Origin of the sequence: Phytoactinopolyspora halophila (assembly GCF_003287285.1) — a bacterium.
In the GTDB taxonomy this organism is placed as follows: domain Bacteria; phylum Actinomycetota; class Actinomycetes; order Jiangellales; family Jiangellaceae; genus Phytoactinopolyspora_A; species Phytoactinopolyspora_A halophila.
The window spans coordinates 279,211-301,383 of record NZ_QMIG01000001.1 but is presented as its reverse complement, the minus strand read 5'-3'; the positions used below and the strand labels follow the sequence as shown (position 1 = coordinate 301,383).

Genomic DNA, 22,173 nt, shown 5'->3' with positions numbered 1-22,173 from the left:
CAATTCGCGTGGTCTCAGCGTGCACGGCACGTGGTCTCAGCATGCACGGCACGTGGTCTCAGCATGCACGGCGCGTGGTCTCAGCAGCGGCCGCGGCAGAGGTCGCCACGGCCACGTTCTCGCCGGTGAAGCCGAGCCCTTCATACAGGCGGATCGCCGCGTGGTTACTGGAGTCGACCATCAGTGCCACGCGCTCGTATTTCGCCCACAGTTCCCGGGCGACGAACGCGGTGACCGCCCGGCCGAGGCCGCTTCTGCGCGCACGGGGGTCGGTGACGACGCCGGATACGAAGCCGACGCCACCGCCGGTCCAGGCGTCGCAGGCCACGGCGACGAGCCGGCCGGCGGCGTCGCGGACCCCGGCCCAGCGGTGTTCCGGATCGGCGCCGGGAACGGCATATGAGTCCGGATAGACCCGCCGGACCAGCTCGGCGGCTTCACCGAGCTCGGCACCGTCGAGCCACGTGGCGGGGTTGTCCGGTACCGGTGCGGGGGTGCGCGTTTCCATCCACCCGAACGTGCCCCTGACGTCGAGGTCCGAGATGGCATCGGCCATGGCCCGAACGAGTTGCGCGGAGCCCATGACGCGGTAGCTGGACGGCAGCGTACCGAGGAGGGATCGAACCAGCTCGGTGGTGTCTGCCACCGATCCGCGGACGACGAGCCGGTCACGTCGTGCGAGATCGGGTGCGGCCACCGCGACCGCGTCGCCGGCCGCGAACGCCGATCCCGTCCGGTCGAGACGCTGTGCTGCCCAGCACGCGAGGGCATCGCCTGCCGTCGCCGATGCGACGTCGTCGACCGATGCCAGTGGGCGTGGCCGCATCGATCCCGCGCCCGTCGTCCCGTCGTGGCCGGTACGCGGCGGGTCGTTCGTGTCTTCTGGCGTCATGGCGGGGTGACGTTGGTGCGTAGCTGAGCGAGGAAGCGGACGAAGTCCTCCCGTTCGGATTCGTCCAGGGAGGTGAGGGCACGTTCGGAGAGCGCGCGCATCTCGTCTGCCATCACGCGTCGCAGCTGCAAGCCGGCGTCGGTGAGGTGGATCCGGACGAGCCTGCGATCGCTCGGGTGCGGGCGGCGTTCCACCAGGCCGGCGAGCTCCATGCGAGCGGTGGCCTTGGTCACGGTGGGCGTGGCGAGCTGGAGGCGGCGGGCGAGCTCGCCGGGGCTGAGCCCGTCCTCCTCCCAGAGCGCCATCAAGATGAACTGCTGTCCCGACCGCACGCCGTGCCGGCGGTACGCGGTCTCCGCGGCGTCGGTCATGGCCTTCTTCGCAGCCCAGAAGACCTGCTGAAATCGCTCCGTCACCGACGGGGTTTCGTGGTGATCCGGCTCGAGATCGGCGAACGGGCCGGTCGCAGGAGGGTGAAGGGGGTGCCCCTCGGATCCCGTCGCCTGGCCATCCATGTCCGCGCCGCCTCCGTCGTCCCTGCGAGTCCTGTCAGAGAGGACGTTACCCGGGGACCAGGTTGACCCGAAAACGTTAGCCAGCTAACGTATCGAAGAAATCATTTCTCGGCTAATGATAGCCGGCTCATTATTTCTGAGGGAAGGGAAGTTCCGTGCCCCAGACGGACGCTCACTCGACTGGAGTGAACACTTCGGGTGGTGCGGCCGCCGGTGTGAACCGGTGGTGGCTGGTGATCGCCGCCGGCCTGGTCGTCTTCATGGCCACATTGGACTCGACGATCGTGACCGTCGCGCTGCCGAGCATCGAGGATTCGTTCGACACCCCAACCGGAAGTACCGGTTGGGTCGTCCTCGGCTACATGGTCCCGCTCATCGCCTTGACCATCCCGAGCGGCCGATGGCTGGACACGGTCGGCCGGCGGCCGGCATTCATCCTCGCCCTGGTCGGTTTCGGGGTGTCCAGCGTGCTGGTGGCGGTCGCGCCGTCGTTCGCCTGGCTCGTGGTCGCCCGGGTGCTCCAAGGCGGTTTCGGTGCCGTCCTGTTCGCGATCGGTCCGGTCGTCGCCACGATGGCGGTGAGCGACACGGCGCGGGGCCGGGCCATGGGGCTGGTCTCCACCGTCGGTCCGCTCGGTGCGGTGGCGGGACCGGCGCTCGGAGGGCTGCTCGTTGAACACCTGAGCTGGCGGTGGATCTTCTACGTCAACGTCCCCATTGTGGTCGCGGTCGTGGCTGTCGCGATGGTGATGATGAACCATGGCGGCCACCTACGGTGGCCGGATCGGACCTGGGCGGGCGAGATCGCCTTGCTCGGCGGGGCCAGCATCGTCCTGCTGCTGGCCTTCTCGCTGGGCGCCGAGACGGGATTCGGCTGGCTGGCGCTGGCGCTCGTGGCCGTCCCGCTCGTCATGGCATGGTTGCGGACCCCGAACAGCGACGCCGTGGTCCGGCTGCTCCGTACTCGCGGAGTCTCCGCCGCGCACGTGGCGCTGCTCACGTTCGCGGTAGCGAGCATGGCCGTGCTGTTCCTCATCCCGTTCTACCTGCAGCGCGAACTCGGCGTGCCGCCGAGCCAGACGGGCACGACGATGCTGGCGATGCCGCTCGGCACGGCTGCGCTGGGATTGGTCGGCGGCTGGCTGGCCGATCGCTACGGCGCGCGCCGTACGTCGTTCGTGGGCTCGATCGGGATGGGAACCGGGCTGCTCCTCCTGGCGCCGCTGGATGCCGGGTGGTCGACGCCGGAGGTCGCGTGGCGGCTGGCGATCATCGGGATCGGTTCCGGCTTGATCACCGGGCCACTCATGACGCTGGCCATCGGTGCGGCACCACGGGAGCTGCTCGGCACGGTGTCGGCGTCGATGAGCACGGTGCGTCAGCTCGGTTTCGCCCTGGGTTCGGCGGCGGCCATCGTGGTGTGGTCGCTGGGTGGTTACGGGCTCTCCGGGATGCGTGCCGCCCTGGGCATGGCGGTGCTTTGCGCGCTCATCGCGGCGCTAGCGCTGGCCGTACAGGGTGCGCGGCGACGATCCGTCAGTGGCGCCGGGCAGCGTCGAGTGCCCGGCTGAGATCCTGCCAGAGGTCGTCCGGATCTTCGATGCCGACGGAGAGCCTGATCAGTGACTCGTCGACCGTGTGGCTCTCCGCTGGCCACCGCCGGCGACGTTCCAGGGTGGACTCGACGCCGCCGAGACTCGTCGTGTTGACCCAGAGCTGCACCGCGTCAACCACCGCGTCCGCTCCCGGGGCGCCACCGACGACCTCGATGGAGCAGATGCTGCCCCACCCCGGATAGCGCACCCTGGTCACGGCCGGATGTTCGGAAAGCCGCCGGGTGAGCTCGGCCGCGTTCGCCTGGGCGCGGTCGAGACGCACGCCCAGGGTGCGCATCCCCCGGAGGGCGAGATAGGTGTCCATCGGGCTGGGTGTCGCACCGTGCAGCCGCCGGTGCCGATCGAGGCGGGCGGACACGCCGTCGTCGCTGGTCACAGTGGCACCGGCGACGACGTCCGAGTGCCCGCTCAGGAGCTTGGTCACGCTGTGGACGACGACGTCGGCACCGAGCTGGAGGGGCTGCTGGAGCAGCGGCGTGGCGAACGTGTTGTCGACGACGGTCAGTGCACCGGCCTCGTGGGCGGCGGCGCCGATGGCGGCCACGTCGGCGATGTCGAGCTTGGGGTTGGTCGGCGACTCCAGCCAGACCATGGACGCGCCCGCGAGCGCGGCCCGCACGGCTGGGGTGTCGCTCACGTCGACCTGGCGCAACTCGATGCGCCTGGCCTCGTGGCGCTCCCGCATCTGCTCGAGGACACCGAGATAGGCGCAATCCGGCGCGACGACGACGGCTCCCGCGGGCAGCAGCTCCAGTACGGCGGTCGACGCCGCCATGCCGGACGCGAAGGCTAGCGCGCTGCCGCCTTCGAGGTCGCCGAGAACGTCCTCGAATGCCTCCCACGTCGGGTTCCCGTAACGGCCGTAACCGCGCTCGCCGCCCGCGTGGTAGGTGGAGGCGAGCGTGACCGGCTCGTTGAGCGGAGCGTCGGCAACCGGTTCCGGCCGCCCTCCGGCGACGAGCCGGCTCTGCGGGCTCAGCCCGCCACAGCGAGTACCAGGCGAGTGCGCATCCGGATTCCGTGAATTCTGGAAGGTGGACATCCGCCCAGTATCGAGGATGGGCCGTGTCGGGGGATGGGGCCGTGTCGAGGAGGGCACCGGTTCACGCTCCCGGCCATCTCGGACGCGCGGCGGATGTGCCGGTACGGTTGATCTATGACCGGGGCCTTTATCGAGAATGACGCTGCCGTTTCGGATTTGCGCACGCTCGCGGGTGGCGACGCAGTGCGCACGTCAGCCACGGACACCGCGGCCATGGCACACGACGCATCGCACTACCTGCTGCACCCGCAAGCCGTATACACCGCCCGGGACGCCGCAGAAGTGGCGGACGCGTTGCGGATCGCCCGGAGGCACCGGCTGCCGGTGACCTTCCGCTCCGCCGGAACGAGCCTATCCGGCCAGGCGTCGACGGCTGGCCTGCTGGTCGACACGAGGCGGCACTTCTCGGCGATGGAGGTGCTCGACGACGGGGGCAGGGTGCGGCTGCAACCCGGGCTGACGCTGCGCCAGGTCAACGCCCGGCTGGCCGCCTACGGGCGCAGGCTCGGCCCCGATCCCGCGAGCGAGACGGCCTGCACGATCGGCGGCGTCGTGGCGAACAATTCCAGCGGGATGTCCTGCGGAACCCGGGACACCGCCTATCGCACCATCGAGTCGATGGTGCTGGTCTTGCCCAGCGGCACCGTCCTCGACACCGGAGACGCGGACGCCGAGGCCCAGTTGCGCGCTTACGAACCCGAGCTGCACGCGGGACTGATCCGGTTGCGAGACCGGATCCGCTCCAGTTCGGCACTGCGCCAGACCATCGAGCACCAGTTCTCCATGAAGAACACGATGGGTTACGGGCTCAACGCCTTCCTCGACGTGACGGATCCGGTCGACATTCTCACGCGTCTCGTCGTCGGCAGTGAGGGCACCCTGGGGTTCGTTGCCGAGGTGACGATGCGCACCGTGCCCGTGTTGCCACACGCGGCCACCACGTTGCTGGTGTTCGATTCGCTGCCGCGCGCCACCGACGCCCTGGAATCGCTCGTCGCCTCCGGCGCCCGGGCTATCGAACTGCTCGACGCGTCGTCGCTGCGCGTTGCCCAGAACGACCCGGGCGCGCCGGACGCGATCACGGGAATCGACGTCGCCGAACACACCGCACTGCTCGTCGAATACCAGGCCGGATCGATAGGGGAACTGGACGAGATCACCGGGTCCGCTCGCCGGGCGCTGGATGGCTTGCGGCTGGATGCGCCGGCGGCGTTGCCTCGCGATGCTGCGGCCCGCGCGCAGCTCTGGCGAGTGCGCAAGGGCCTGTACACGGCGGTGGCAGGCGCCCGGCCCGTCGGCTCCACAGCGCTGCTCGAAGACGTTGTGGTGCCGGTGCCCGTGCTAACCGAGACGGTGAACGAGCTGATCGGTCTCTTCGACCGGCACGGGTACACCGATGCCGTCATCTTCGGTCACGCCAAGGACGGCAACCTGCACTTCATGATCAATCCGATGCTGGGCGACGCGCGCGAGCTCGCCCGGTATCGGGCGTTCACCGACGACCTCGTCGACCTCGTCCTCGGCCGGGACGGGTCGCTCAAGGCCGAGCACGGCACCGGCCGGATCATGGCTCCGTTCGTGCGCCGGCAGTTCGGTGACGATCTCTACGAGATCATGCGGGAGATCAAACGGCTCTTTGACCCGGACGAGGTGCTCAACCCCGGCGTCCTCCTGAACGACGATCCCGACGCGCATCTGAAGAACCTCAAGACCCTCCCCGTGGTGGACCCGGCGGTGGACAGCTGCGTGGAATGCGGATACTGCGAGCCGGTCTGCCCCTCGCGCAACACGACCACCACGCCGCGGCAGCGGATCGTGCTGATGCGCGAGATCGCCGCGGCATCGGGCGAGCGGCGCCGCCAGCTGGAGGAGGAATACGAGTATGCCGCCGTCGACACCTGCGCGGCGGATTCGCTGTGCGTCTCCGCCTGCCCGGTGAACATCGACACCGGCACGGTAATGAAGGGCATGCGCGCGCAGCAGCACGGCAGCGCTGCGCAACGGGCGGGTGTCACGGCGGCGCGGCACTGGGGACGCGCCGTGGACGGCGTTCGGGCCGGGCTGAAGGTGTCCGAAGCGATACCGGACCCGCTGCTCGCGCGGGCGAGCTCGGCCGGACGCCGGGCGTTCGGGCCCGGGATGGTCCCGGATGCCGGCGGTGGGCTGCCAAAGGCTGGGCGGCGACGCCCGGCACCGCGGCGCCCTGCGGGTGCGTCGGTGGTGTTCTTCCCGGCCTGCATCGGTGCGATCTTCGGGCCGGCCGGCGGTGAGCTGGCCGGCGCCGGGTCGTCGTCGGCGTTCCTGAAGCTGTGCGAGCGTGCCGGCCTCGAGGTCGCGATCCCCGAGGGCATCGCCAATATGTGCTGTGGCACGCCGTGGGCCTCGAAGGGTTTCACCCGGGGATACGCGGAGATGGCACGGCAGGTGTTCGCCGGGCTCTGGGAGGCGTCGCGGTTCGGTGAACTGCCGGTGGCGTGCGACGCGTCGTCGTGCGCGCACGGCCTCGAGGGCATTGGCGATGCCCTGAGCGGCGAGGAGGGGGAGCGCTTCGCACGGCTGACGATCGTCGATGCCGTCACGTTCGCGCGCGAGTCCCTCCTGCCGAGGCTTCGCGTGCGCCGCCGGCTGCCATCGCTGGCGGTCCACCCGACGTGCTCGTCGGTGCACATGGGCACGGTCGACGACGTGCGTGCCGTGGCCGGCGTGGTCGCGGACGACGTCGTGGTGCCCACGTCGTGGGGGTGTTGCGGGTTCGCCGGGGACCGCGGGCTGTTCTACCCCGAGCTCACCGAGGGGGCGACGGAGGCGGAAGCCGCCGAGCTGGCCGGCGTGGACGTCACCGGATACGTGTCGTCCAACCGGACCTGCGAGATGGGCATGGCGCGGGCCACTGGCGAGGAGTACCACCACGTACTCGAACTCCTGGACACCGCCACTTCCGAATGATCATGTGCCGGAACGGCGAGCCGCTGGAGGAGGGACGACGGAGGCGGCGAGCGTGACCGAGGGGTTGGAACGGCGAGCCGCTGGAGGAGGGACGACGGAGGCGGCGAGCGTGACCGAGGGGTTGGAACGGCGAGCCGCTGGAGGAGGGACGACGGAGGCGGCGAGCGTGACCGAGGGGTTGGAACGGCGAGCCGCTGGAGGAGGGACGACGGAGGCGGCGAGCGTGACCGAGGGGTTGGAACGGCGAGCCGCTGGAGGAGGGACGACGGAGGCGGCGAGCGTGACCGAGGGGTTGGAACGGCGAGCCGCTGGAGGAGGGACGACGGAGGCGGCGAGCGTGACCGAGGGGTTGGAACGGCGAGCCGCTGGAGGAGGGACGACGGAGGCGGCGAGCGTGACCGAGGGGTTGGAACGGCGAGCCGCTGGAGGAGGGACGACGGAGGCGGCGAGCGTGACCGAGGGTTGGTACGTTTCCTCGGGCCGTAACACGTCTGTAGACGTAGTGCGGCCCGAGAAAACGTAGTACGGCTGAACGCGGATGACCCGGAGCTCGTCAACCGCTCTCGTCAGAATGAGTGGCGCCGAGACGGTGCAGGATGTCGTGGATGGTGTCGTCGGCCAGGGAGTAGAGGATCGCTCGTCCGGAACGCTGTGAGCTGACCCAGCCGCTACTACGCAGCAGGCGCAGGGCGTGCGAGACGGATGTGTCGCTCATGCCCACGGCAGCGGCGAGGTCGGAGACGGCGATGCCGGGCGCGCGGTGAAGGCAGAACAGGAGCCGCAACCGATTGGGGTCGGACAGCAGGGCGAACCGTCGCGCCCATTCGTCGATCGTGTGATCCTCCTGGAGCGCGGCTGCGGCTTCGGCCCGCTTTGCTGGATCGATTGCCGGAACGTCAGGCACATCCGTCATCCTGCCCCACTACCTCATGATCATGAACACATATAGACCTATAGAGAGCGCTTGTGTTCATGATCATGGGTAGAGACCTTCACGACTGAACAATTGTTCAGCTATGGTCGAGGGCTGTGAGACGCCTGGCTCATTCCGTTTTGGTCATTGGTGCACTGTTCGTGACTGCACTGTTCGTGACATCGTGTGGCGATCCATCCGGCGACGACGCCAACGCACCTGACGACGAGCTGGTTCTCGCCGACTCTTTCGAGCCCGAGGGATTCAACCCCATCGGCGGGCACGGCGAGGATGGATCCTCGAAAATCTATGATGGCCTGCTCCGCCTGACCGCTGACGCGGACGGGACGCCGGCGCTGGAGCCGGCACTTGCCGCGGACATGCCGGAGGTCAACGATGACGCCACCGAGTGGACCGTGCGTCTGCGTGACGACGTGCGGTTTCACGACGACTCGCGGTTCGACGCCGACGACGTTGTGGCCACGTTCGAGGCGGTCCTGGACCCCGAATACGCCTCGCCGCTCGCGACGGCGTACGCGATGCTCGACGAGGTGGAGAAGGTCGACGAGCATACCGTCCGGTTTCACCTGGCATCCCCTTATGCTGCGTTCGACACGCGAATGCTGCTGGGTATCGCCCCCGAAGAGGCGCTGGACGATCCCGTGCCGGTCGAAGAGTCCGCGCTCAACACCGAGCCGATCGGGACCGGTCCCTACGAGCTGGCGGAGTGGCGACGTGGCGAGCAGGTGGTCCTGGAAGCGAACGACGACTACTGGGGTGGTGCACCAGAGGTGCGGCGGCTGACCGTCGCGATCGCGCCGGACGACAACACGCGTGCCCAACGAATGCAGGCCGGAGATTTCGACGGCGCGTGGTTGCCCCCGAAGCTCGCCGAGACGTTCGACGAGGTGGACGGCGTCGATGTGGTGACGTACCCGAGTGCCGACTGGCGAGGTGTCACCATGCCGTCCGGGCATCCCGTCACCGGCGACCGCGACATCCGCGAGGCGCTGAACCTCGCCGTCGATCGTGAATCGATGATCGATGCGGTGCTCGCCGGATACGGCGTTCCGGCGTACACACCGATACCGGAAGTGTTCGGTGAGTATCACGACCCCGGAGCGGTGTTCGAGCACGACCCCGAGGCCGCACGGCGGCTTCTCGACGAGGCCGGCTGGACCGAGGGGGACGACGGCGTCCGGGAGAAGGACGGTGTGCGCGCCGAGTTCACCCTGATGTACTTCCCCGACGAGACCATACGTCGCGACCTGGGGCAGGCCTTCGTTTCCGATGCTCGCGGCATCGGGATCGAGGTGTCACTCGAGGCCGTCGACCGCACGGAGTTTCGCCCCAGGATTCCCGACGACGCCGGCATGCTCGGCGGGGGCGAGTTCCCGTTCGACCCCGATCCCCAGGTGTACACGGCACTGCACTCGCAATACGCCGACTACGACGAGACCAACCCGTTCCTGAATCCGAGTGCCTACCGCAACGATGCGGTCGACGATGCGCTGGATCGAGGCCGGAACAGCGTGGACGATGAGCGCCGGGTCGAGTCGTATCGGGAGGTGCAGCAGGAATATGTCGATGATCCGGCGTATGTGATGCTCGCGTTCCTCGACCACACTTATGTCATGCGGGACCGTGGCTGGGCCGGTATGCGGCCGATCGTCGAGCCCCATGCGCACGGGGTGTCGTGGGGGCCGTGGTGGAACGTCGCCGATTGGCATGCCGATGACGAGTGAGCTGCCGGCGGTGACGCGCGCCGCGACGACGGGGAACTGGTGATGACGGAGTGTGTGCGCAGGCCGATCGCTTCCTGATGCGGTCGGTGACGCGAGCCGACCGGCGTCGCGCGATCGGCTGGATGGTGCTGCGCCGTCTGGTGATGATGGTGCCGGTCGTGGCGCTGACATCGGTGATCGTCTTCGTCCTGGCGGCGGCGTCGCCGTTCGATCCGCTTGCTGGTTATCTCGGTGATCGTTACCTGACTGCTGGCGCGGACGAACAGGAGCGGCTTCGTGGAACGTTGGGCCTGGATGACCCGTGGTATGCCCAGTACGGCCAGTGGGTGACGACGCTGCTGTCCGGCGATCTGGGTACGTCGCGCGTGTACGGGCAGCCCGTGGTCGACGTGCTGGCCGAGCGGCTGCCGTGGACAGTGCTGCTGGCCGGGACTGCTCTGGCGCTCGCGATCGTCGTCGCGTTGTGCCTCGGAGTGTGGTCGGCGTGGCGGCACGGCGGAATGCTGGACCGCCTGGTGGCCGGCCTGGCCCATGCCGTCGAGGGCATCCCTCCGTTCGTGGTGGCTCTGGCGGCGATCGGGATCTTCGCCCTGGGGTTGTCCTGGTTTCCCGTCGCCGGGCTCACGGAGCCCGGCGCGGATGTGACGTTCGGCCAGGTCGTCACGCACATGGCGTTGCCGGCCAGCGTGCTGGCCTGTTCTCAGGTTCCCTGGTTGCTGTTGCACGTGCGGCAGTCGATGATCGCGGCACTGGGGGAGGACTATGTCACCGGCGCCCGGGCACGGGGCCTGCCCCTTCCGGTGATCGTCTTGCGCCATGCGCTGCCGACGGCCCTGTTGCCTTTCGTCACCCTGGTTGGTGTGCGGCTGCCAGAGCTCGTGACGGGAGCGATCCTGGTGGAATCGGTGTTCTCCTGGCCAGGCGTGGCCGACGCCGTCGTGCGGGCGGCCGTCGAGGTCGATTTCGCCCTCCTCGCGGCGCTGACGCTCCTCGCCGCGGTGGCCGTCCTGCTCGGCTCCCTGCTTGCCGATGTTCTCTACGCCGTCCTGGATCCTCGGGTGGCAACCGATGGGTGACGCCGCGGCTCGGACGAAGCGAACGTCGCCCGGCAGGGCTGGCGGGCCACACGAGACGAGCGCGCCCGCCGACGCCGCGCAGCGAACCGGGGAAACGGCGGCTGACGAGCACGGATGGATCGACGCGGGCCGCCCGTGGACGCGCGCGCGGCGGTCGCGGCTGCGGTTGTCGGCACGTCAGCGGCTGGCCGTCGGGATCGGCGTCGTGATCGCGCTCGTGGCGTACGCGGTCGCGGTTCCGATCGTGGCTGGCTTCGACGAGCGCGCCGTGGACCTGTCCGCCTCCGGCATGCCGCCGTCGTGGGCGCAGCCGTTCGGCACGGACATGGCCGGGCGCGACCTCTTCGTGCGTGCGGCGGCCGGGCTGCGTATCTCGCTGCTCATCGCCGGCACGTGTGCGATCCTGTCCACCGTGCTGGGCGTGCTCGTCGGCGTCCTGGCTGGCGGGCTCGGGCGGTGGGTGGACCGGATCGTGATGCGGCTGGTGGACACCGTGAACGCGATCCCGCACCTACTGCTCGGCATCGTGATTGTCGCGCTCTACCGGGGCAACGTGATCGCCATCGTGGCGTCTATCACGTTGACCCACTGGGCGCCGGTGGCGCGGTTGATCCGTTCCGAGGTGCTGTCACTGCGCCAGCGGGAGTTCGTGGACGCGGCGATCTCGGGTGGCGCCGGGCGCATCTGGGTGATTCGCCGGCATTTCGTGCCAGCCATCGTGCCGCAAGCCGTCGTCGCCGCCGCGTTGCTGTTACCGCATGCCGTATGGCACGAATCGGCGTTGAGCTTCCTCGGCCTCGGCCTGCCGCCGCATCGGGCGAGCTTGGGAACTCTCCTGGACGAGGCGCGCGAGTCCTTGCTGCTCGGATCCTGGTGGACGCTGGTGTTTCCGTCGTTGATGCTCGTGGCGGCGACGCTCGCGATAGCAGCGTGTGGAGCTGCCTGGCGGGATCACGTGCTGCCGAGGCGCCGTTCCGAGGAGCTGCCGTGACGGCCGGTGTGCTGCAGCTCGACAACCTGTCGGTGCGGCTGCGCCTTCCCGGCGGCCGGTTCGTGTCCGCTGTCACCGGCCTGTCCTGCACGGTGCGAGCAGGGGAGGTGCTGGCGCTGGTCGGTGAAAGCGGGTGTGGCAAGTCCGTTCTCGCTTCGACGATTCTCGGGCTGCTTCCGGGTAACGCCCAGGTGCGTGGACAGGTCTGGCTGGACGACGCGGCTGCCCGGACCGAACTGCTTCGCGCGCCGGAGCACGAACTGGCCACCCGGGTTCGTGGGCGACGGATCGGGCTGATTCCACAGTCTGCTGGCACACATCTCACCCCGGTACGCACGGCTCGTTCGCAGCTCGCCGAGGCGCTCGCCCACCACGGCAGCGAGGGCGGCGGTGCCGAGATCGCCAGCCGGGTCGACGAGCTGGCCCAGCAGGTGGGCCTGGACCCGGACGATCTGTACGGCTATCCGCACGAGCTTTCTGGCGGGATGACACAGCGCGTGGTCACGGCGCTGGCGCTGGCAGGCAATCCGCTCGTTCTCGTGGCCGACGAGCCCACGGCCGGGCTCGACCGGGCGCTCGTGGACCACACGGTCGATCTCTTCCGTTTCGTGGCCGGCACCGGACGGGCGGTGCTCTTCATCACCCACGACCTGGCCGCGGCCGGGCGCGTCGCCGATCATCTGGCCGTCATGTACGCGGGGCGGCTGCTCGAGCTTGGCCCGGCCCGGGAGGTGCTCGCCGATCCCTGGCACGACTACACGCGGGGATTGCTGGCGGCCCTGCCCTCCGGTGGCCTGCAACCGCTACCCGGGCACCCGCCCTCCCTGACGGAGCTCGCGTCCGGATGTGCGTTTCACCGGCGGGTGCCCGGCGAGTGCTCGGGTGATCCGACTCTGACCTGGCACGGAGGGCGAGCGGTGGCATGTCGTTGACAGCTGTGGATGTGACGGTGGGTTATCGGCGTGAGAAGCCGGTACTCGACGGGGCGCGTGTGACGGTAGCGCCAGGCGAGGTCGTCGGGCTGGTTGGCCCGAGCGGGTGTGGCAAGTCGACGCTTGCACGCGTGCTGGCGCTCTTGCTGGCCCCGTGGTCGGGCCGCGTGGAGCTGGACGGTGAGTGCGCCACGCGGGTTCGGCACCGGGCACCCAGGCGGCTCCGCACGGCCGTCGGTGTGACGTTTCAGTCCCCCAGGCGGTCCGTCGATCCCCGGTTCACCGTGGCCGATACGGTCGCCGAGCCGCTGCGCTCCGGTGGTGCTCCCGAGCGGGACGTGGAGGCACGCGTCGTGGAGCTCATCACCCGGGTCGACCTCGCCCGGGACCTGCTGAGCCGGCGCGCGCATGAGATTAGTGACGGGCAGTTGCAGCGTGCATGTCTTGCCCGGGCGCTGGCCTGGCAGCCGAGATATCTGGTATGTGACGAGATGACGTCCATGCTCGACGCGTCCACGGCGGCGGCTCTGGTACGAGTCGTGAACGACGAAGTCGCCGAGCGCGGCATGGGTGTGCTCGCTGTGAGTCACGACCGTGAACTTCTCGATGTCTGGGCCGACCGTCTGGTCGATATGGTTCCGTGAGATGCCCCACTTTCGACGGTCATGTCTGAATTCGAACCGTTGTGTACTCGGCAGGCGTATGCTGAGTGAACAGGGAAAACATGTCGCCCGGTTCCGTTCTTGATGCGTCCTCGGATCCGGCCGGGTAATGTGAGGCGGGTTTGGGACCTGGCCCACCGTGTAGCGAGTCCCGGTATGTCCGCTAGTGTCGCGGTTTCGTAGGAATGGCCAGTTGAACGGGGACATGGGAGACGTTGATGAGCGTTGCAGCGGTCGGTAGGCGGTTCGCGCTCACGAGTGTGGCGTCATCACTGATCTTTGCAACTACGTTGGGCAGCGCCACGGCCAGTGATGATGCCAGCTCAGCAGACTCGCCCGTCGCGGACGTGCGGATGCACGAGTACGACACTGCTGATTTCGAAGAACAAGCTGACGACCTTCCTCCCGGCCTGGTCGAAGCCATCGAACGCGATCTGGACGTCTCGCCCGAACGTTATCTCGCCCAGGCGGCGGCCGCGAAGAACGCCGCTGACGTCGTGAACGAGTTGGGCGACATCGTTACCGCGGCCTGGCTCGACGGATCGACGCTCCATGTCGTCGTCGAGGACCGTGCTGACGAGCCGGCCGCCGCTGCTACTGGTGCCGAGGTTCACGTCGGAGATTCCCTCACCGACGCGGTCGACGCCGCTCGCCAGCAGGGCCGCCTGGCCATCGCCGATCGCGAGACGGACAGTGTGCGTCCACTGGAAGCCGAGTTCACGGGGGGCCCGTACGAGGAGGAGCACGATCCGGACCAGAACGGAGCCCAGCCCGAGGGAGATGTGCACGGAGGGTTCGGATACGGAATCGTCGAAGGGGATTCCGTCTTTCGGTGTACGGCGGCATTCAACGGGACGGGCCCGGACGGCAACCCACGCACGCTGACCTCCGGACAGTGCAGCCAGGGTGAGTCCGGGCTGCTGGACGGAGTTGTCGGACTGCTCGACGGCCTGCTGTCGTCCGGAGCCTCCGAGCAGGACTCCGACAAGGACGGCGACGGGCACGAAGACGGCGGCGACGGGCACGAAGACACCGCTGACCCCCCGAACTTGGACGAGCAGCGCGACGACGTTCACCGCCATGATCCCGACGATCACGGAGATGGGGAAACCGGGCCCTTTGCCCGGTTCGTCGAGGACAGCATCGGAATCGGCGATGGCCATGACGTTGCCCAGCTGGCTGTCAGCACCACCGCCTGGACGCCCACCCCGAGCGTGGCCACCGAGGTGGGCGAAGGCGAACAAGGGCCACAGGTGCCCATCTACGATTCCACCCTGCCGATCTCGGGAGCGCCCGTGTGCTCGTCCGGTGCGGTGTCTGACTGGACGTGTGGCTCGGTTCTCGGGACCGAGATGAGCGTACCCGTCGGCGACGAGGAGGTGTCGGGCTTCATGCTCGATGCGTGCTCGCTGCCGGGCGACATGGGTGGACCCGTCGTGTCGGGCAACTACGCCATCGGTATCACCTCGGGGTCGACACAGGCCGGGAGCGAATGTGACGAGGCGGACGACCGTGATGCCACCGGCCAACCCGTCACGCTCGCCTACGCCCTGGCCGGTGGTCCCGACACGGTACGCGAACGTTACGGCGACGAGTGGAACCTCGCGGTCCACGTGGGTACACCTGATGTGACCGCTCCGGTCGAAGGGGATGTCACCGGTAAGGAACCGACCGTCCGGGGTCGGGTCGACGCTGCCGCGGGCGCTACCGTCGTCGTCGACGTGGACGGGGCCGAGCCGGTCGAAGCGGAGGTGCAAGCGGACGGTACGTGGCGGGCGCCGATCGAGGAATCGCTCTCACCCGGCCGGCACACCTACACCGTCGCCGCATCACATGCGCCCTCGTTGGCCGGCGACGCGACCACCTCGGAGGCGGTCACCGAGACATTCGAGGTAGCCGAGGTCGCATCCCTGGTCGTGCAGAGCCCTGCGGACGGCGAGACGACGAGCAACGTACGGCCGAGCTTCACCGGCACCGGCGACCCCGGCGCGCGGATCACCCTGGAATTCGACGACGAGATGACCTCCACGGTGGTCGATGCGGACGGTACGTGGTCGATCGCCCCTCCGGAGGGGCCCCGCGCGGGCCGCTTCGACGCGATGATCACGCAGGAAACCGGGGGCGGCACTGCTAACACGTCGATCGAAGGTGTCGGCATCGTGCCCGGTGCGCCTGTGGTTGTCGGCCCCGGAGGAGAGGTCACCGCCCGCGATGTCATCTCGGGAACGGGCATACCCGGAAGTACGGTCGCGGCGCGTATCCAGCCGTCATCGGAGGAGCGGGAAGGCTCGCCGGAGCCCGCGACCGACGCGGAGTCGGAACGTGAACGCATCGCCACCACGGATGAGGAAGGAAACTGGGAGGTCGAGCTCGAAGGGTTGCCTCCTGGCCGGTACACGGTGAGTGCGATCCAGGCGGTGGACGACCTCAAGTCCGAGCGTTCGGCGTCGGTCACGTTCGAGATCGTCGGGCCTCCTACGGGTGAACGGCGTGGCGTCGACGCGGATGAGGACGATCTCGCCGAGACGGGGACGTCGCTCTTGCTGCCGATCCTGGGTGGTCTCCTCCTCTTCGGTCTGGGCTCCGTGGGCCTCTGGTGGCGGCGGCGAGCGGTCCGCGGCGCCTGATCGCGGCCGTCGTTCTGTGGCGGGACGCCAGATCCACCGCCGGCCTTCGCGAGGACGTCGAATAGGTCGAACGGCCCATGCGTCTCCGGCCCGATCGCGCATTTTTGCGATCGAGGGTGCCCGTATTTGGCGGGAAATGCCGTAAATAGCCTCTGGAAAGCTTCGCTCGCTTCGTACAACTTTGCTGCGTACGGGCCTTGTTGCGCGTAGCGTAGATCCGACCTGAGCTATCGAGTCGCGCCACATCGGCGCGTCAGCGTTCCTCGTGTTCGAGCTGGAGATACGTGTGAGTGTGACCTTGCCCCGCCGCCGGATGGTCCGAGATGCTGCCTGCCGCCTGGTGGTCGCCGTGATGGCTGGGACCGCGATGCCGGCGCTGGCCGGATCGGCGATGGCAGTGCCGGCTGACGGAGAACCGACAGCCTCCGACGAGATCCCCTCGGATGTCGACAGCGAAGACCACGCGATCCACCTCCCGGTGACGTGGCAGACGTTCGAGCCGCTGGACTTCGTGAACCAGGCCCTGGAGCTTCCATCTGGGCTGCACGAGGCCGTTGAGCGTGATCTCGGGGGCACGGTCGAGGAGTTCCTGGCGGATGCCGCCACGGCCCGCTCAGCGTCGCACGTGGTCGAATCGTTGCGCGCGGAGGGTGTTGGCGTCGCGGCCGCCGTCTTCGACAGGGACGAAGGATCCCTCGGGATCTTGCCGGCCGACGCCGACGGCGAGAGCGTGGAGGCGATCGAAGCTACCGGCGCCGTCGTGCTCGACGAGCCACCCGAGAGTCCGGATGTGAACGCGCCGATCGTGCCGCATGACGAGTTCAAGGGCGGCTACGGATACGGCGAGCCGCAGGAGGATGGCACTCTTTCGAGTTACTGTTCGGCCGGGTTCAACGGGTATAGCACCGACGGGGAACCCGTCGTGATCACCGCGGGGCACTGCTTTCCGGATGCTGGAGATGACACCCGCTGGGTGCACATCGAGACCGAAGAGCCGTGGACGCCCGACACGCCTGGATGGCCCGAACCCGGAGCCGATCTCGGCATCGGTTCCGGTGGAGCCTGGCAGTTCGCGGACGGTCACGACGTCGGCCTGTTCCGGGTGACCGAGCCGGACTGGACGCCGGTACCCGCCATCACGACGTGGGACGGCGGGGACGGCGATCCCCGCGCTGGCGAGATCGAGATCACGGACCAGGCAGCACCGATCGTCGGACAGCCCGTGTGCCGCTCGGGCATCACCAGCGGCTACCAGTGCGGCGAGGTCCTCGCGGTCGATCACGAGGTGGACTACGGGGTGGAGTACGGTTCCGCGTCGGTCACCGGCTTCCTGACGTCCGCCTGCAGCGCTCCCGGCGACAGCGGCGGCCCGTTCGTCTCCGGAACGCACGCGGTGGGCATGTTGAGCGGCGCCGGCGGCCCCGAGTCCGGCCAATGTGCGGACTGGGACCCGGAAAAGCACGTCAGCTTCGGCTATGCGCTTTCCGGGAGCCGGTTCAGCGCGGACGAGTTCTACACCGATGGCGAATGGGAGCTGGCTGTCGCCGTCAGTACCCCAGACATCACGGTCAGGCAGGACGATTCCGGAGCGCCAGTGATCGAGGGCGAGGTCGAACATGCGGGGCCCCACCACGTCATCGGCGTACGTGTGGATGAGCAGGTGTACTCCGAGGCCATCTCCGCTGACGGCACGTTCTCCATCAGGATCGACGACCCGCGGCCGGCGGAGGGCGTCCATCGATTCGCGGCCCAGGCACGCTACGGCGTGCACTCGCGATCCGACATCGTCGAGGGCACTCTCCAGGCCAGCGCTCCACCGGACGCCGAGGGTGCGGCCGAAGGCGACGGTTCTGCGGCCGATCCCGGCGAGGACGTCGACGATCAGCGCGACGAGGACGAGCGCGCCGACGACGAGGGCGAAGACGGCGACGACGAGCCTGCCGAGAACGGGCGCGACGGTGATCCGGGCGAGTCCGGTAGCGGCTCCGACGGCTCCAACGGCTCGGACGAGGCGGAGGACCGTGGCGATGACGCGCCTGGCGACGACGGGTCCGGCGGTGATGGGGAGGAGCTCCCTGACACCGGCGTCGACTGGCACGCGGTGGCACTCGTCGGCGTCGGCCTGGCGTGTGCGGGGATTGCCGTGGGCATGTGGGCGTCCGTGCGGCGCCGGTTGGGATGGGTTAGTTGATGGGTCAAAAAGGAAATACCGTGACATCCGGTATATTACGCCACTCAAGTCACAGGATTATCTCTAATTTTCTCTGGCCACACCCTGGAGAAGGATCCGCAGGTCCAAGATTCGTTACCAAATGTTTATCAAGAAAAGGGCGTGGGGGCAGGTGCTATCCACAGGCTCGGTCCGGTAGCGTGACCCCGGTTCCGGTCCGTCGGCAAGTGTTGGCGGATCGCCGCTCACGAGCGGTGAAGGTATTCGGAACGTGAAGTTCATGACACAGAACTGGAGATGTGCGTGAGTAACTCCAAGCTCCGCTTCCGGCGCGGTGCCAGGCGGCTGTCGAGCGTGATCGCAGCCACCGCTGTCGTCGGCACGGGCGCCGTCGCCGCGACAGGCGTCGCGCAAGCAGAAGAAGAACCCCTACCTGAAGTAACACTGGAACCCTTCGACGCAAGCGAGTTCGCCTCCCAGGCTGCTGAGCTCCCAGAGGGGCTGCAGACGGCCATCGAGCGGGATCTGAACATCTCGCCTGCCGAGTACCTGGCCAACGCCGAGGCCACCAAGGTCGCCTCGGACGCTGCGCAGCGTCTCGAGGCCAGCGGTGTCGACATCAAGGGCGTCGAGATCGACGGCCAAGATGTCACCTACTACGTGGGTGCCGAGGTCGATCTCGAGGTGGCTGGCGCGACGGTCGAGGTCGGCGAGCCGGAGACGCCCGAGTACGACGGCGACTACCAGGTCCTCGAAGACCTCAAGGGTGGCTATGGCTACGGCATGGCCATCGGCAATCAGATCTACTCGCGTTGCTCGCTCGGCTTCTCGGGTTACGACGGGGGCGGCAACGATCGCTTCCTCAGTGCCGGGCACTGCGGCCTCGCCGACTTCAGCACCGGCGAGGAGTACGAGGACGCCTACCACCTCGACCTCGACGAGCCCATCGGCGGAAACGGCGAGGTGCCAGACGACGCTGCCGGTGAGAAGATCGGCCCGATCGTTGCAGGGTCGAATCACTTCGGCGTCGACGTGCATCACGATGGTGGTCTCGTGGACGTGACCTCGGATGCCTGGACTGGCGTGCCCCAGGTCTCCGAGTGGGGCGGTGGCCAAGGCAATCCCGCCGACGGCGCCATCACCATCTACGACTCCATCGACCCCGTTGTCGGAGCCGATGTCTGCTCCTCGGGTGCCACCACCGGCTGGACGTGCGGTGAGATCGAGTCCGAGGAAGAAACCTGGGAACTGCAGGACAGGCAAGGCAACGTGGTGTCCACCACCACGGGCCCGACGTTCGATGCCTGCGTGCTCGGAGGTGACAGCGGCGGCTCGGTCGTCGTCGGCAACTACGCGCTGGGTGTCAACTCCGGTGGTTCCACCCTGCCTCCAGAGTCGGATTGCGGGGACTGGGATCCTGAGGCGCACTCCGCGCTGGCCTACGCGGTCTCCAGCGGCGAGTACAACGCCTTCGACCTGTTCGGCGCCGAGTGGGAGCTGAACGTTGAGGTCAACGAGCCGGTGATCGATCAGGTGACCGCCGACGAAGAGGGCGCCACCATCTCGGGTTCGGTCGAGAACGCCGGCCCGAACCACCACGTGGACGTGCACGTCGACGGCGTGAACGCCTACGAGGACATCGAGCTCGACGGCGACGGCGAGTTCGTCATCGAGATCGACGAGGCACTCGAGGTCGGTACCGAGTACCAGTTCACCGCCCAGGCCTTCTACGGCCGGAACGCGGAACACTCGTTCTCGGAGGTTGTCGAGGACTCCTTCACCGTCGAGGAAGCCCCGGAGGAGCCCGAGGCCGAGGAGCTCGTCGTGGATTCCCCGAGCGATGGGCAGACCACCAGCAACACCCGCCCGCCGTTCGAGGGCACCGGTGAGCCCGGCGCCGAGGTCGCGTTGAGCGTCGGCGATGACGAGTTCGGTGGCGCCACCGTCAGCGACGAGGGCGACTGGGAGATCGAGCCGGACAGCGACCTGCCGCGTGGTGAGCGTTTCGACGCCACCGTGACGCAGACCGCCGGCGAGGACGTCCAGGAGGTGACCATCACCGACCTGGGCATCAGCCTTCCGGAGGTGAGCATCACCGCACCCGAGGACGGCGCCGAGGTGGCCGGTGACGTGACCTTCGAGGGCACCGCCTTCGCCGGTGCGGAGCTGAGCCTGATCCTGAAGCCCGCCGAGGCCGGGGAAGAGGGCGACAACACCTCCGCGCAGATGCTGTCCGAGGGCTCGACCGTCGAGGACGAGGACATGGGCGTCTGGGAAGGCGAGTTCGACATCGACGAGGACGGCAACTGGACGTTCGTCCCCGACGAGGAGCTGACCGAAGGCGAGTACACGGTGACCGCTCAGGCCACGGCCGAAGGCGACCCCGAGCTGACCGACTCCGAGGACGCGGTCACGTTCACGGTCGTTGCTGGCGGCGGCGACGACGACGGCGATGAAGATGACCTGCCCGACACGGGTGCTGGCAACATCATGCTGATCGTCCTTGGTGCTGGCCTGCTGGCCGCCGGTGGTGCCGCGGTTGCGCTGCGGGCGCGTCGTCAGGCGACGAACGCCTGAGGTAGCTGCCTAGGTCGCTACTGAAGAATCCGAGTGGTCCGCCCCGGAACATCCGGGGCGGACCACTTGTTTTTGTATCTGACCAGCAATTTTGTGCCGGACAACGCCGGGAGAGACGGATGGGTGTGTTCACGGAGCTCGAGTTGGACTACCTGCGAGGAGAGCGTCGCCTGGCTCGCCTGGCAACCGTGGGTGCGGACGGGATGCCCCACGTGGCGCCGGTGGGATGGTCGCTGAGCGACGATGCGTCGATCATCGAGATCGGCGGGATGGACTTTGCCAGGACGAAGAAGTTTCGTGACGTGACACGTACCGGCAAGGCCGCATTGGTAGTCGATGACGTGCTGCCGCCATGGCAGCCCCGTGGTGTGGAGATTCGCGGAGATGCCGAGGCGGTGACTGGCGATCAGGCTCGGATCAGGCTTCATCCCCGCAGAATCATCACGTGGGGGCTCGTCGAAGGAGAGGGCATCGGCGTGCACCACGCGCGCAACGTGGCCTGAGAGCCGTCGGGCACTCGCGTTGTGACATCCGGACCGTCAGCGCGATGGCCACGGGTTGGGCTCGCATCCTTCCAGCGACTTCGACTGCTGGACCATGACGGGCGCGAGCGCGCCGTCCTCGGGGCAGTTCGCGTGACCGTGACCGAGGGCGTGCCCGACTTCATGGTTGATCAAGTACTCGCGATAGCTGAGGATGTCGCCGTCGTACGTGTCGGCTCCGGCTCCCCAGCGCAGCGCATTGATCACGGCGCGGGTTCCGTTCCAGCACGAGACCTTGCCCCGGGTGAGTAGCGGATAACATTGATCATCCGTGAGATCCGGGCTGGAAAGCGAGACGCGGAACGCAACGGGTTCGCTGTCGACGCGGGCGAAGCGCATGTTGTCTTCGTGTCCCCATCCGCGCTCATCGTTCAGGATGGTGTGAACGTCGGAGCCGAACTCGTCGGCGTCGAACGGCAGGTCACCTTCGACCTCGACGATATATCGTATCGTCTCCCCCGAGCCGTCCTCGGGCGGCGCGTCGTCGCCGGGTACGATCTCGTACTCGCCCGTGCCGGCGTCGGGTGGCTCCACCGGTGCCGGTTGGGTGCGGCCGTTCACCTCCGGTCCGGACACCGAGGCGGTGATGGGCAGTTCCGCCCCCATCCCGCGGGACTGCCCGCGCCGGTCTGCACGATCCGGACCGAGCGACGCCGACGGGGGCCGGACAGGCGACGCGAGCCCCGTGCCGGTCGAATCCGACCCCGCAAGGTAGTGGAGCGGATTGTGGCCGGAGACGGCGGTGACAAACGTGGCCGAAATGGCGACGGCCATCGTCGCCACGCCGAGGGTCAGCATCGACCGTGACCACGGCGTGGTCCGTCGGCGCCGGCTCGCGATTTCTCTGTCCATGTGGGACACCAGCCTAGCTTGATCGCGCTCGTCGCGCGGGTGCCCCTGCCCGAACGAATGACCGTCCGGCGGCCG

At 68.2% G+C, this 22,173-nt stretch carries 17 protein-coding genes; 11 read left to right on the top strand and 6 right to left on the bottom strand.

Annotation, left to right across the window (positions count from 1 at the left end; genetic code table 11):
- Positions 1 to 58: 58 nt before the first annotated feature.
- Together DPM12_RS01360 and DPM12_RS01355 are read right to left on the bottom strand one after the other, a co-directional pair.
- Complete coding sequence (locus DPM12_RS01360; protein ID WP_112256459.1) at positions 59 to 892, bottom strand: GNAT family N-acetyltransferase; 834 nt, start codon at positions 890 to 892, stop codon at positions 59 to 61.
- Positions 889 to 1,407 (bottom strand): MarR family winged helix-turn-helix transcriptional regulator, encoded by a 519-nt coding sequence (locus tag DPM12_RS01355; protein WP_112256458.1) that lies wholly within the window; start codon positions 1,405 to 1,407, stop codon positions 889 to 891. Before DPM12_RS01355 ends, DPM12_RS01360 begins: the two co-directional genes overlap by 4 nt.
- A gap of 155 nt (positions 1,408 to 1,562) precedes the next feature.
- Here DPM12_RS01355 and DPM12_RS01350 point away from each other — a divergent pair, with 155 nt between their 5' ends.
- Positions 1,563 to 2,978 (top strand): MFS transporter, encoded by a 1,416-nt coding sequence (locus tag DPM12_RS01350; RefSeq protein ID WP_146751884.1) that lies wholly within the window; start codon positions 1,563 to 1,565, stop codon positions 2,976 to 2,978.
- Here the strand turns inward: DPM12_RS01350 and DPM12_RS01345 are convergent.
- Complete coding sequence (locus DPM12_RS01345) at positions 2,944 to 4,065, bottom strand: trans-sulfuration enzyme family protein (RefSeq protein ID WP_112256455.1); 1,122 nt, start codon at positions 4,063 to 4,065, stop codon at positions 2,944 to 2,946. The genes DPM12_RS01350 and DPM12_RS01345 overlap by 35 nt on opposite strands.
- 114 nt (positions 4,066 to 4,179) lie before the next feature.
- Here DPM12_RS01345 and DPM12_RS01340 point away from each other — a divergent pair, with 114 nt between their 5' ends.
- Complete coding sequence (locus DPM12_RS01340; RefSeq protein WP_112256453.1) at positions 4,180 to 7,011, top strand: FAD-binding and (Fe-S)-binding domain-containing protein; 2,832 nt, start codon at positions 4,180 to 4,182, stop codon at positions 7,009 to 7,011.
- Here the strand turns inward: DPM12_RS01340 and DPM12_RS22740 are convergent, their stop codons facing one another.
- Entirely contained in the window at positions 7,012 to 7,500 is a 489-nt protein-coding gene (locus DPM12_RS22740; RefSeq protein ID WP_146751883.1) for a hypothetical protein, read from the bottom strand. It lies immediately after the preceding gene.
- Positions 7,501 to 7,564: 64 nt separating this feature from the next.
- The gene (locus DPM12_RS01335; protein WP_112256451.1) at positions 7,565 to 7,924 is read right to left on the bottom strand and encodes an ArsR/SmtB family transcription factor; all 360 of its coding nucleotides are present in this window, start codon (positions 7,922 to 7,924) and stop codon (positions 7,565 to 7,567) included.
- Between the two features lie 161 nt (positions 7,925 to 8,085).
- Between DPM12_RS01335 and DPM12_RS01330 the strand changes: the two genes are divergently transcribed.
- The 9 genes from DPM12_RS01330 (at position 8,086) to DPM12_RS01290 (ending at position 21,207) form a co-directional block, all read left to right on the top strand.
- Complete coding sequence (locus DPM12_RS01330) at positions 8,086 to 9,669, top strand: ABC transporter substrate-binding protein (RefSeq protein WP_211658188.1); 1,584 nt, start codon at positions 8,086 to 8,088, stop codon at positions 9,667 to 9,669.
- A 77-nt stretch (positions 9,670 to 9,746) separates the two neighbouring features.
- On the top strand, positions 9,747 to 10,745 hold the full coding sequence (locus DPM12_RS01325; RefSeq protein ID WP_211658187.1) for an ABC transporter permease: 999 nt from the start codon (positions 9,747 to 9,749) through the stop codon (positions 10,743 to 10,745).
- Positions 10,738 to 11,736, top strand: coding sequence for an ABC transporter permease (locus tag DPM12_RS01320; RefSeq protein ID WP_112256447.1), 999 nt, complete (start codon positions 10,738 to 10,740; stop codon positions 11,734 to 11,736). Before DPM12_RS01325 ends, DPM12_RS01320 begins: the two co-directional genes overlap by 8 nt.
- On the top strand, positions 11,733 to 12,668 hold the full coding sequence (locus DPM12_RS01315) for an ABC transporter ATP-binding protein (protein ID WP_112256445.1): 936 nt from the start codon (positions 11,733 to 11,735) through the stop codon (positions 12,666 to 12,668). The genes DPM12_RS01320 and DPM12_RS01315 overlap by 4 nt, the downstream gene beginning before the upstream one ends.
- Positions 12,659 to 13,312, top strand: a complete 654-nt coding sequence (locus tag DPM12_RS01310; RefSeq protein WP_112256444.1) for an ABC transporter ATP-binding protein — start codon at positions 12,659 to 12,661, stop codon at positions 13,310 to 13,312. The genes DPM12_RS01315 and DPM12_RS01310 overlap by 10 nt, the downstream gene beginning before the upstream one ends.
- Before the next feature lie 371 nt (positions 13,313 to 13,683).
- Positions 13,684 to 15,957 (top strand): S1 family peptidase, encoded by a 2,274-nt coding sequence (locus DPM12_RS01305; protein ID WP_123788366.1) that lies wholly within the window; start codon positions 13,684 to 13,686, stop codon positions 15,955 to 15,957.
- Positions 15,958 to 16,243: 286 nt separating this feature from the next.
- A complete protein-coding gene (locus tag DPM12_RS01300; protein ID WP_123788368.1) occupies positions 16,244 to 18,148 on the top strand; it encodes a S1 family peptidase in 1,905 nt (634 codons plus the stop codon).
- A 282-nt stretch (positions 18,149 to 18,430) separates the two neighbouring features.
- Entirely contained in the window at positions 18,431 to 20,704 is a 2,274-nt protein-coding gene (locus DPM12_RS01295; protein WP_123788369.1) for an LPXTG cell wall anchor domain-containing protein, read from the top strand.
- 119 nt (positions 20,705 to 20,823) lie between these two features.
- Entirely contained in the window at positions 20,824 to 21,207 is a 384-nt protein-coding gene (locus DPM12_RS01290) for a PPOX class F420-dependent oxidoreductase (protein ID WP_112256436.1), read from the top strand.
- A gap of 36 nt (positions 21,208 to 21,243) precedes the next feature.
- Here DPM12_RS01290 and DPM12_RS01285 read toward each other — a convergent pair whose 3' ends face one another.
- Positions 21,244 to 22,098 (bottom strand): DUF3152 domain-containing protein, encoded by an 855-nt coding sequence (locus tag DPM12_RS01285; protein WP_211658186.1) that lies wholly within the window; start codon positions 22,096 to 22,098, stop codon positions 21,244 to 21,246.
- Positions 22,099 to 22,173: the final 75 nt, after the last annotated feature.

Excerpts from the sequence above, each read along its gene's own strand:
- DPM12_RS01360 (WP_112256459.1), bottom strand. The coding sequence starts at position 892 with ATGACGCCAGAAGACACGAACGACCCGCCGCGTACCGGCCACGACGGG.
- DPM12_RS01355 (WP_112256458.1), bottom strand. The coding sequence starts at position 1,407 with ATGGATGGCCAGGCGACGGGATCCGAGGGGCACCCCCTTCACCCTCCT.
- DPM12_RS01345 (WP_112256455.1), bottom strand. The coding sequence starts at position 4,065 with ATGTCCACCTTCCAGAATTCACGGAATCCGGATGCGCACTCGCCTGGT.
- DPM12_RS01340 (WP_112256453.1), top strand. The coding sequence starts at position 4,180 with ATGACCGGGGCCTTTATCGAGAATGACGCTGCCGTTTCGGATTTGCGC.
- DPM12_RS01335 (WP_112256451.1), bottom strand. The coding sequence starts at position 7,924 with ATGACGGATGTGCCTGACGTTCCGGCAATCGATCCAGCAAAGCGGGCC.
- DPM12_RS01325 (WP_211658187.1), top strand. The coding sequence starts at position 9,747 with ATGCGGTCGGTGACGCGAGCCGACCGGCGTCGCGCGATCGGCTGGATG.
- DPM12_RS01320 (WP_112256447.1), top strand. The coding sequence starts at position 10,738 with ATGGGTGACGCCGCGGCTCGGACGAAGCGAACGTCGCCCGGCAGGGCT.
- DPM12_RS01310 (WP_112256444.1), top strand. The coding sequence starts at position 12,659 with ATGTCGTTGACAGCTGTGGATGTGACGGTGGGTTATCGGCGTGAGAAG.
- DPM12_RS01305 (WP_123788366.1), top strand. The coding sequence starts at position 13,684 with ATGCACGAGTACGACACTGCTGATTTCGAAGAACAAGCTGACGACCTT.
- DPM12_RS01290 (WP_112256436.1), top strand. The coding sequence starts at position 20,824 with ATGGGTGTGTTCACGGAGCTCGAGTTGGACTACCTGCGAGGAGAGCGT.
- DPM12_RS01285 (WP_211658186.1), bottom strand. The coding sequence starts at position 22,098 with ATGGACAGAGAAATCGCGAGCCGGCGCCGACGGACCACGCCGTGGTCA.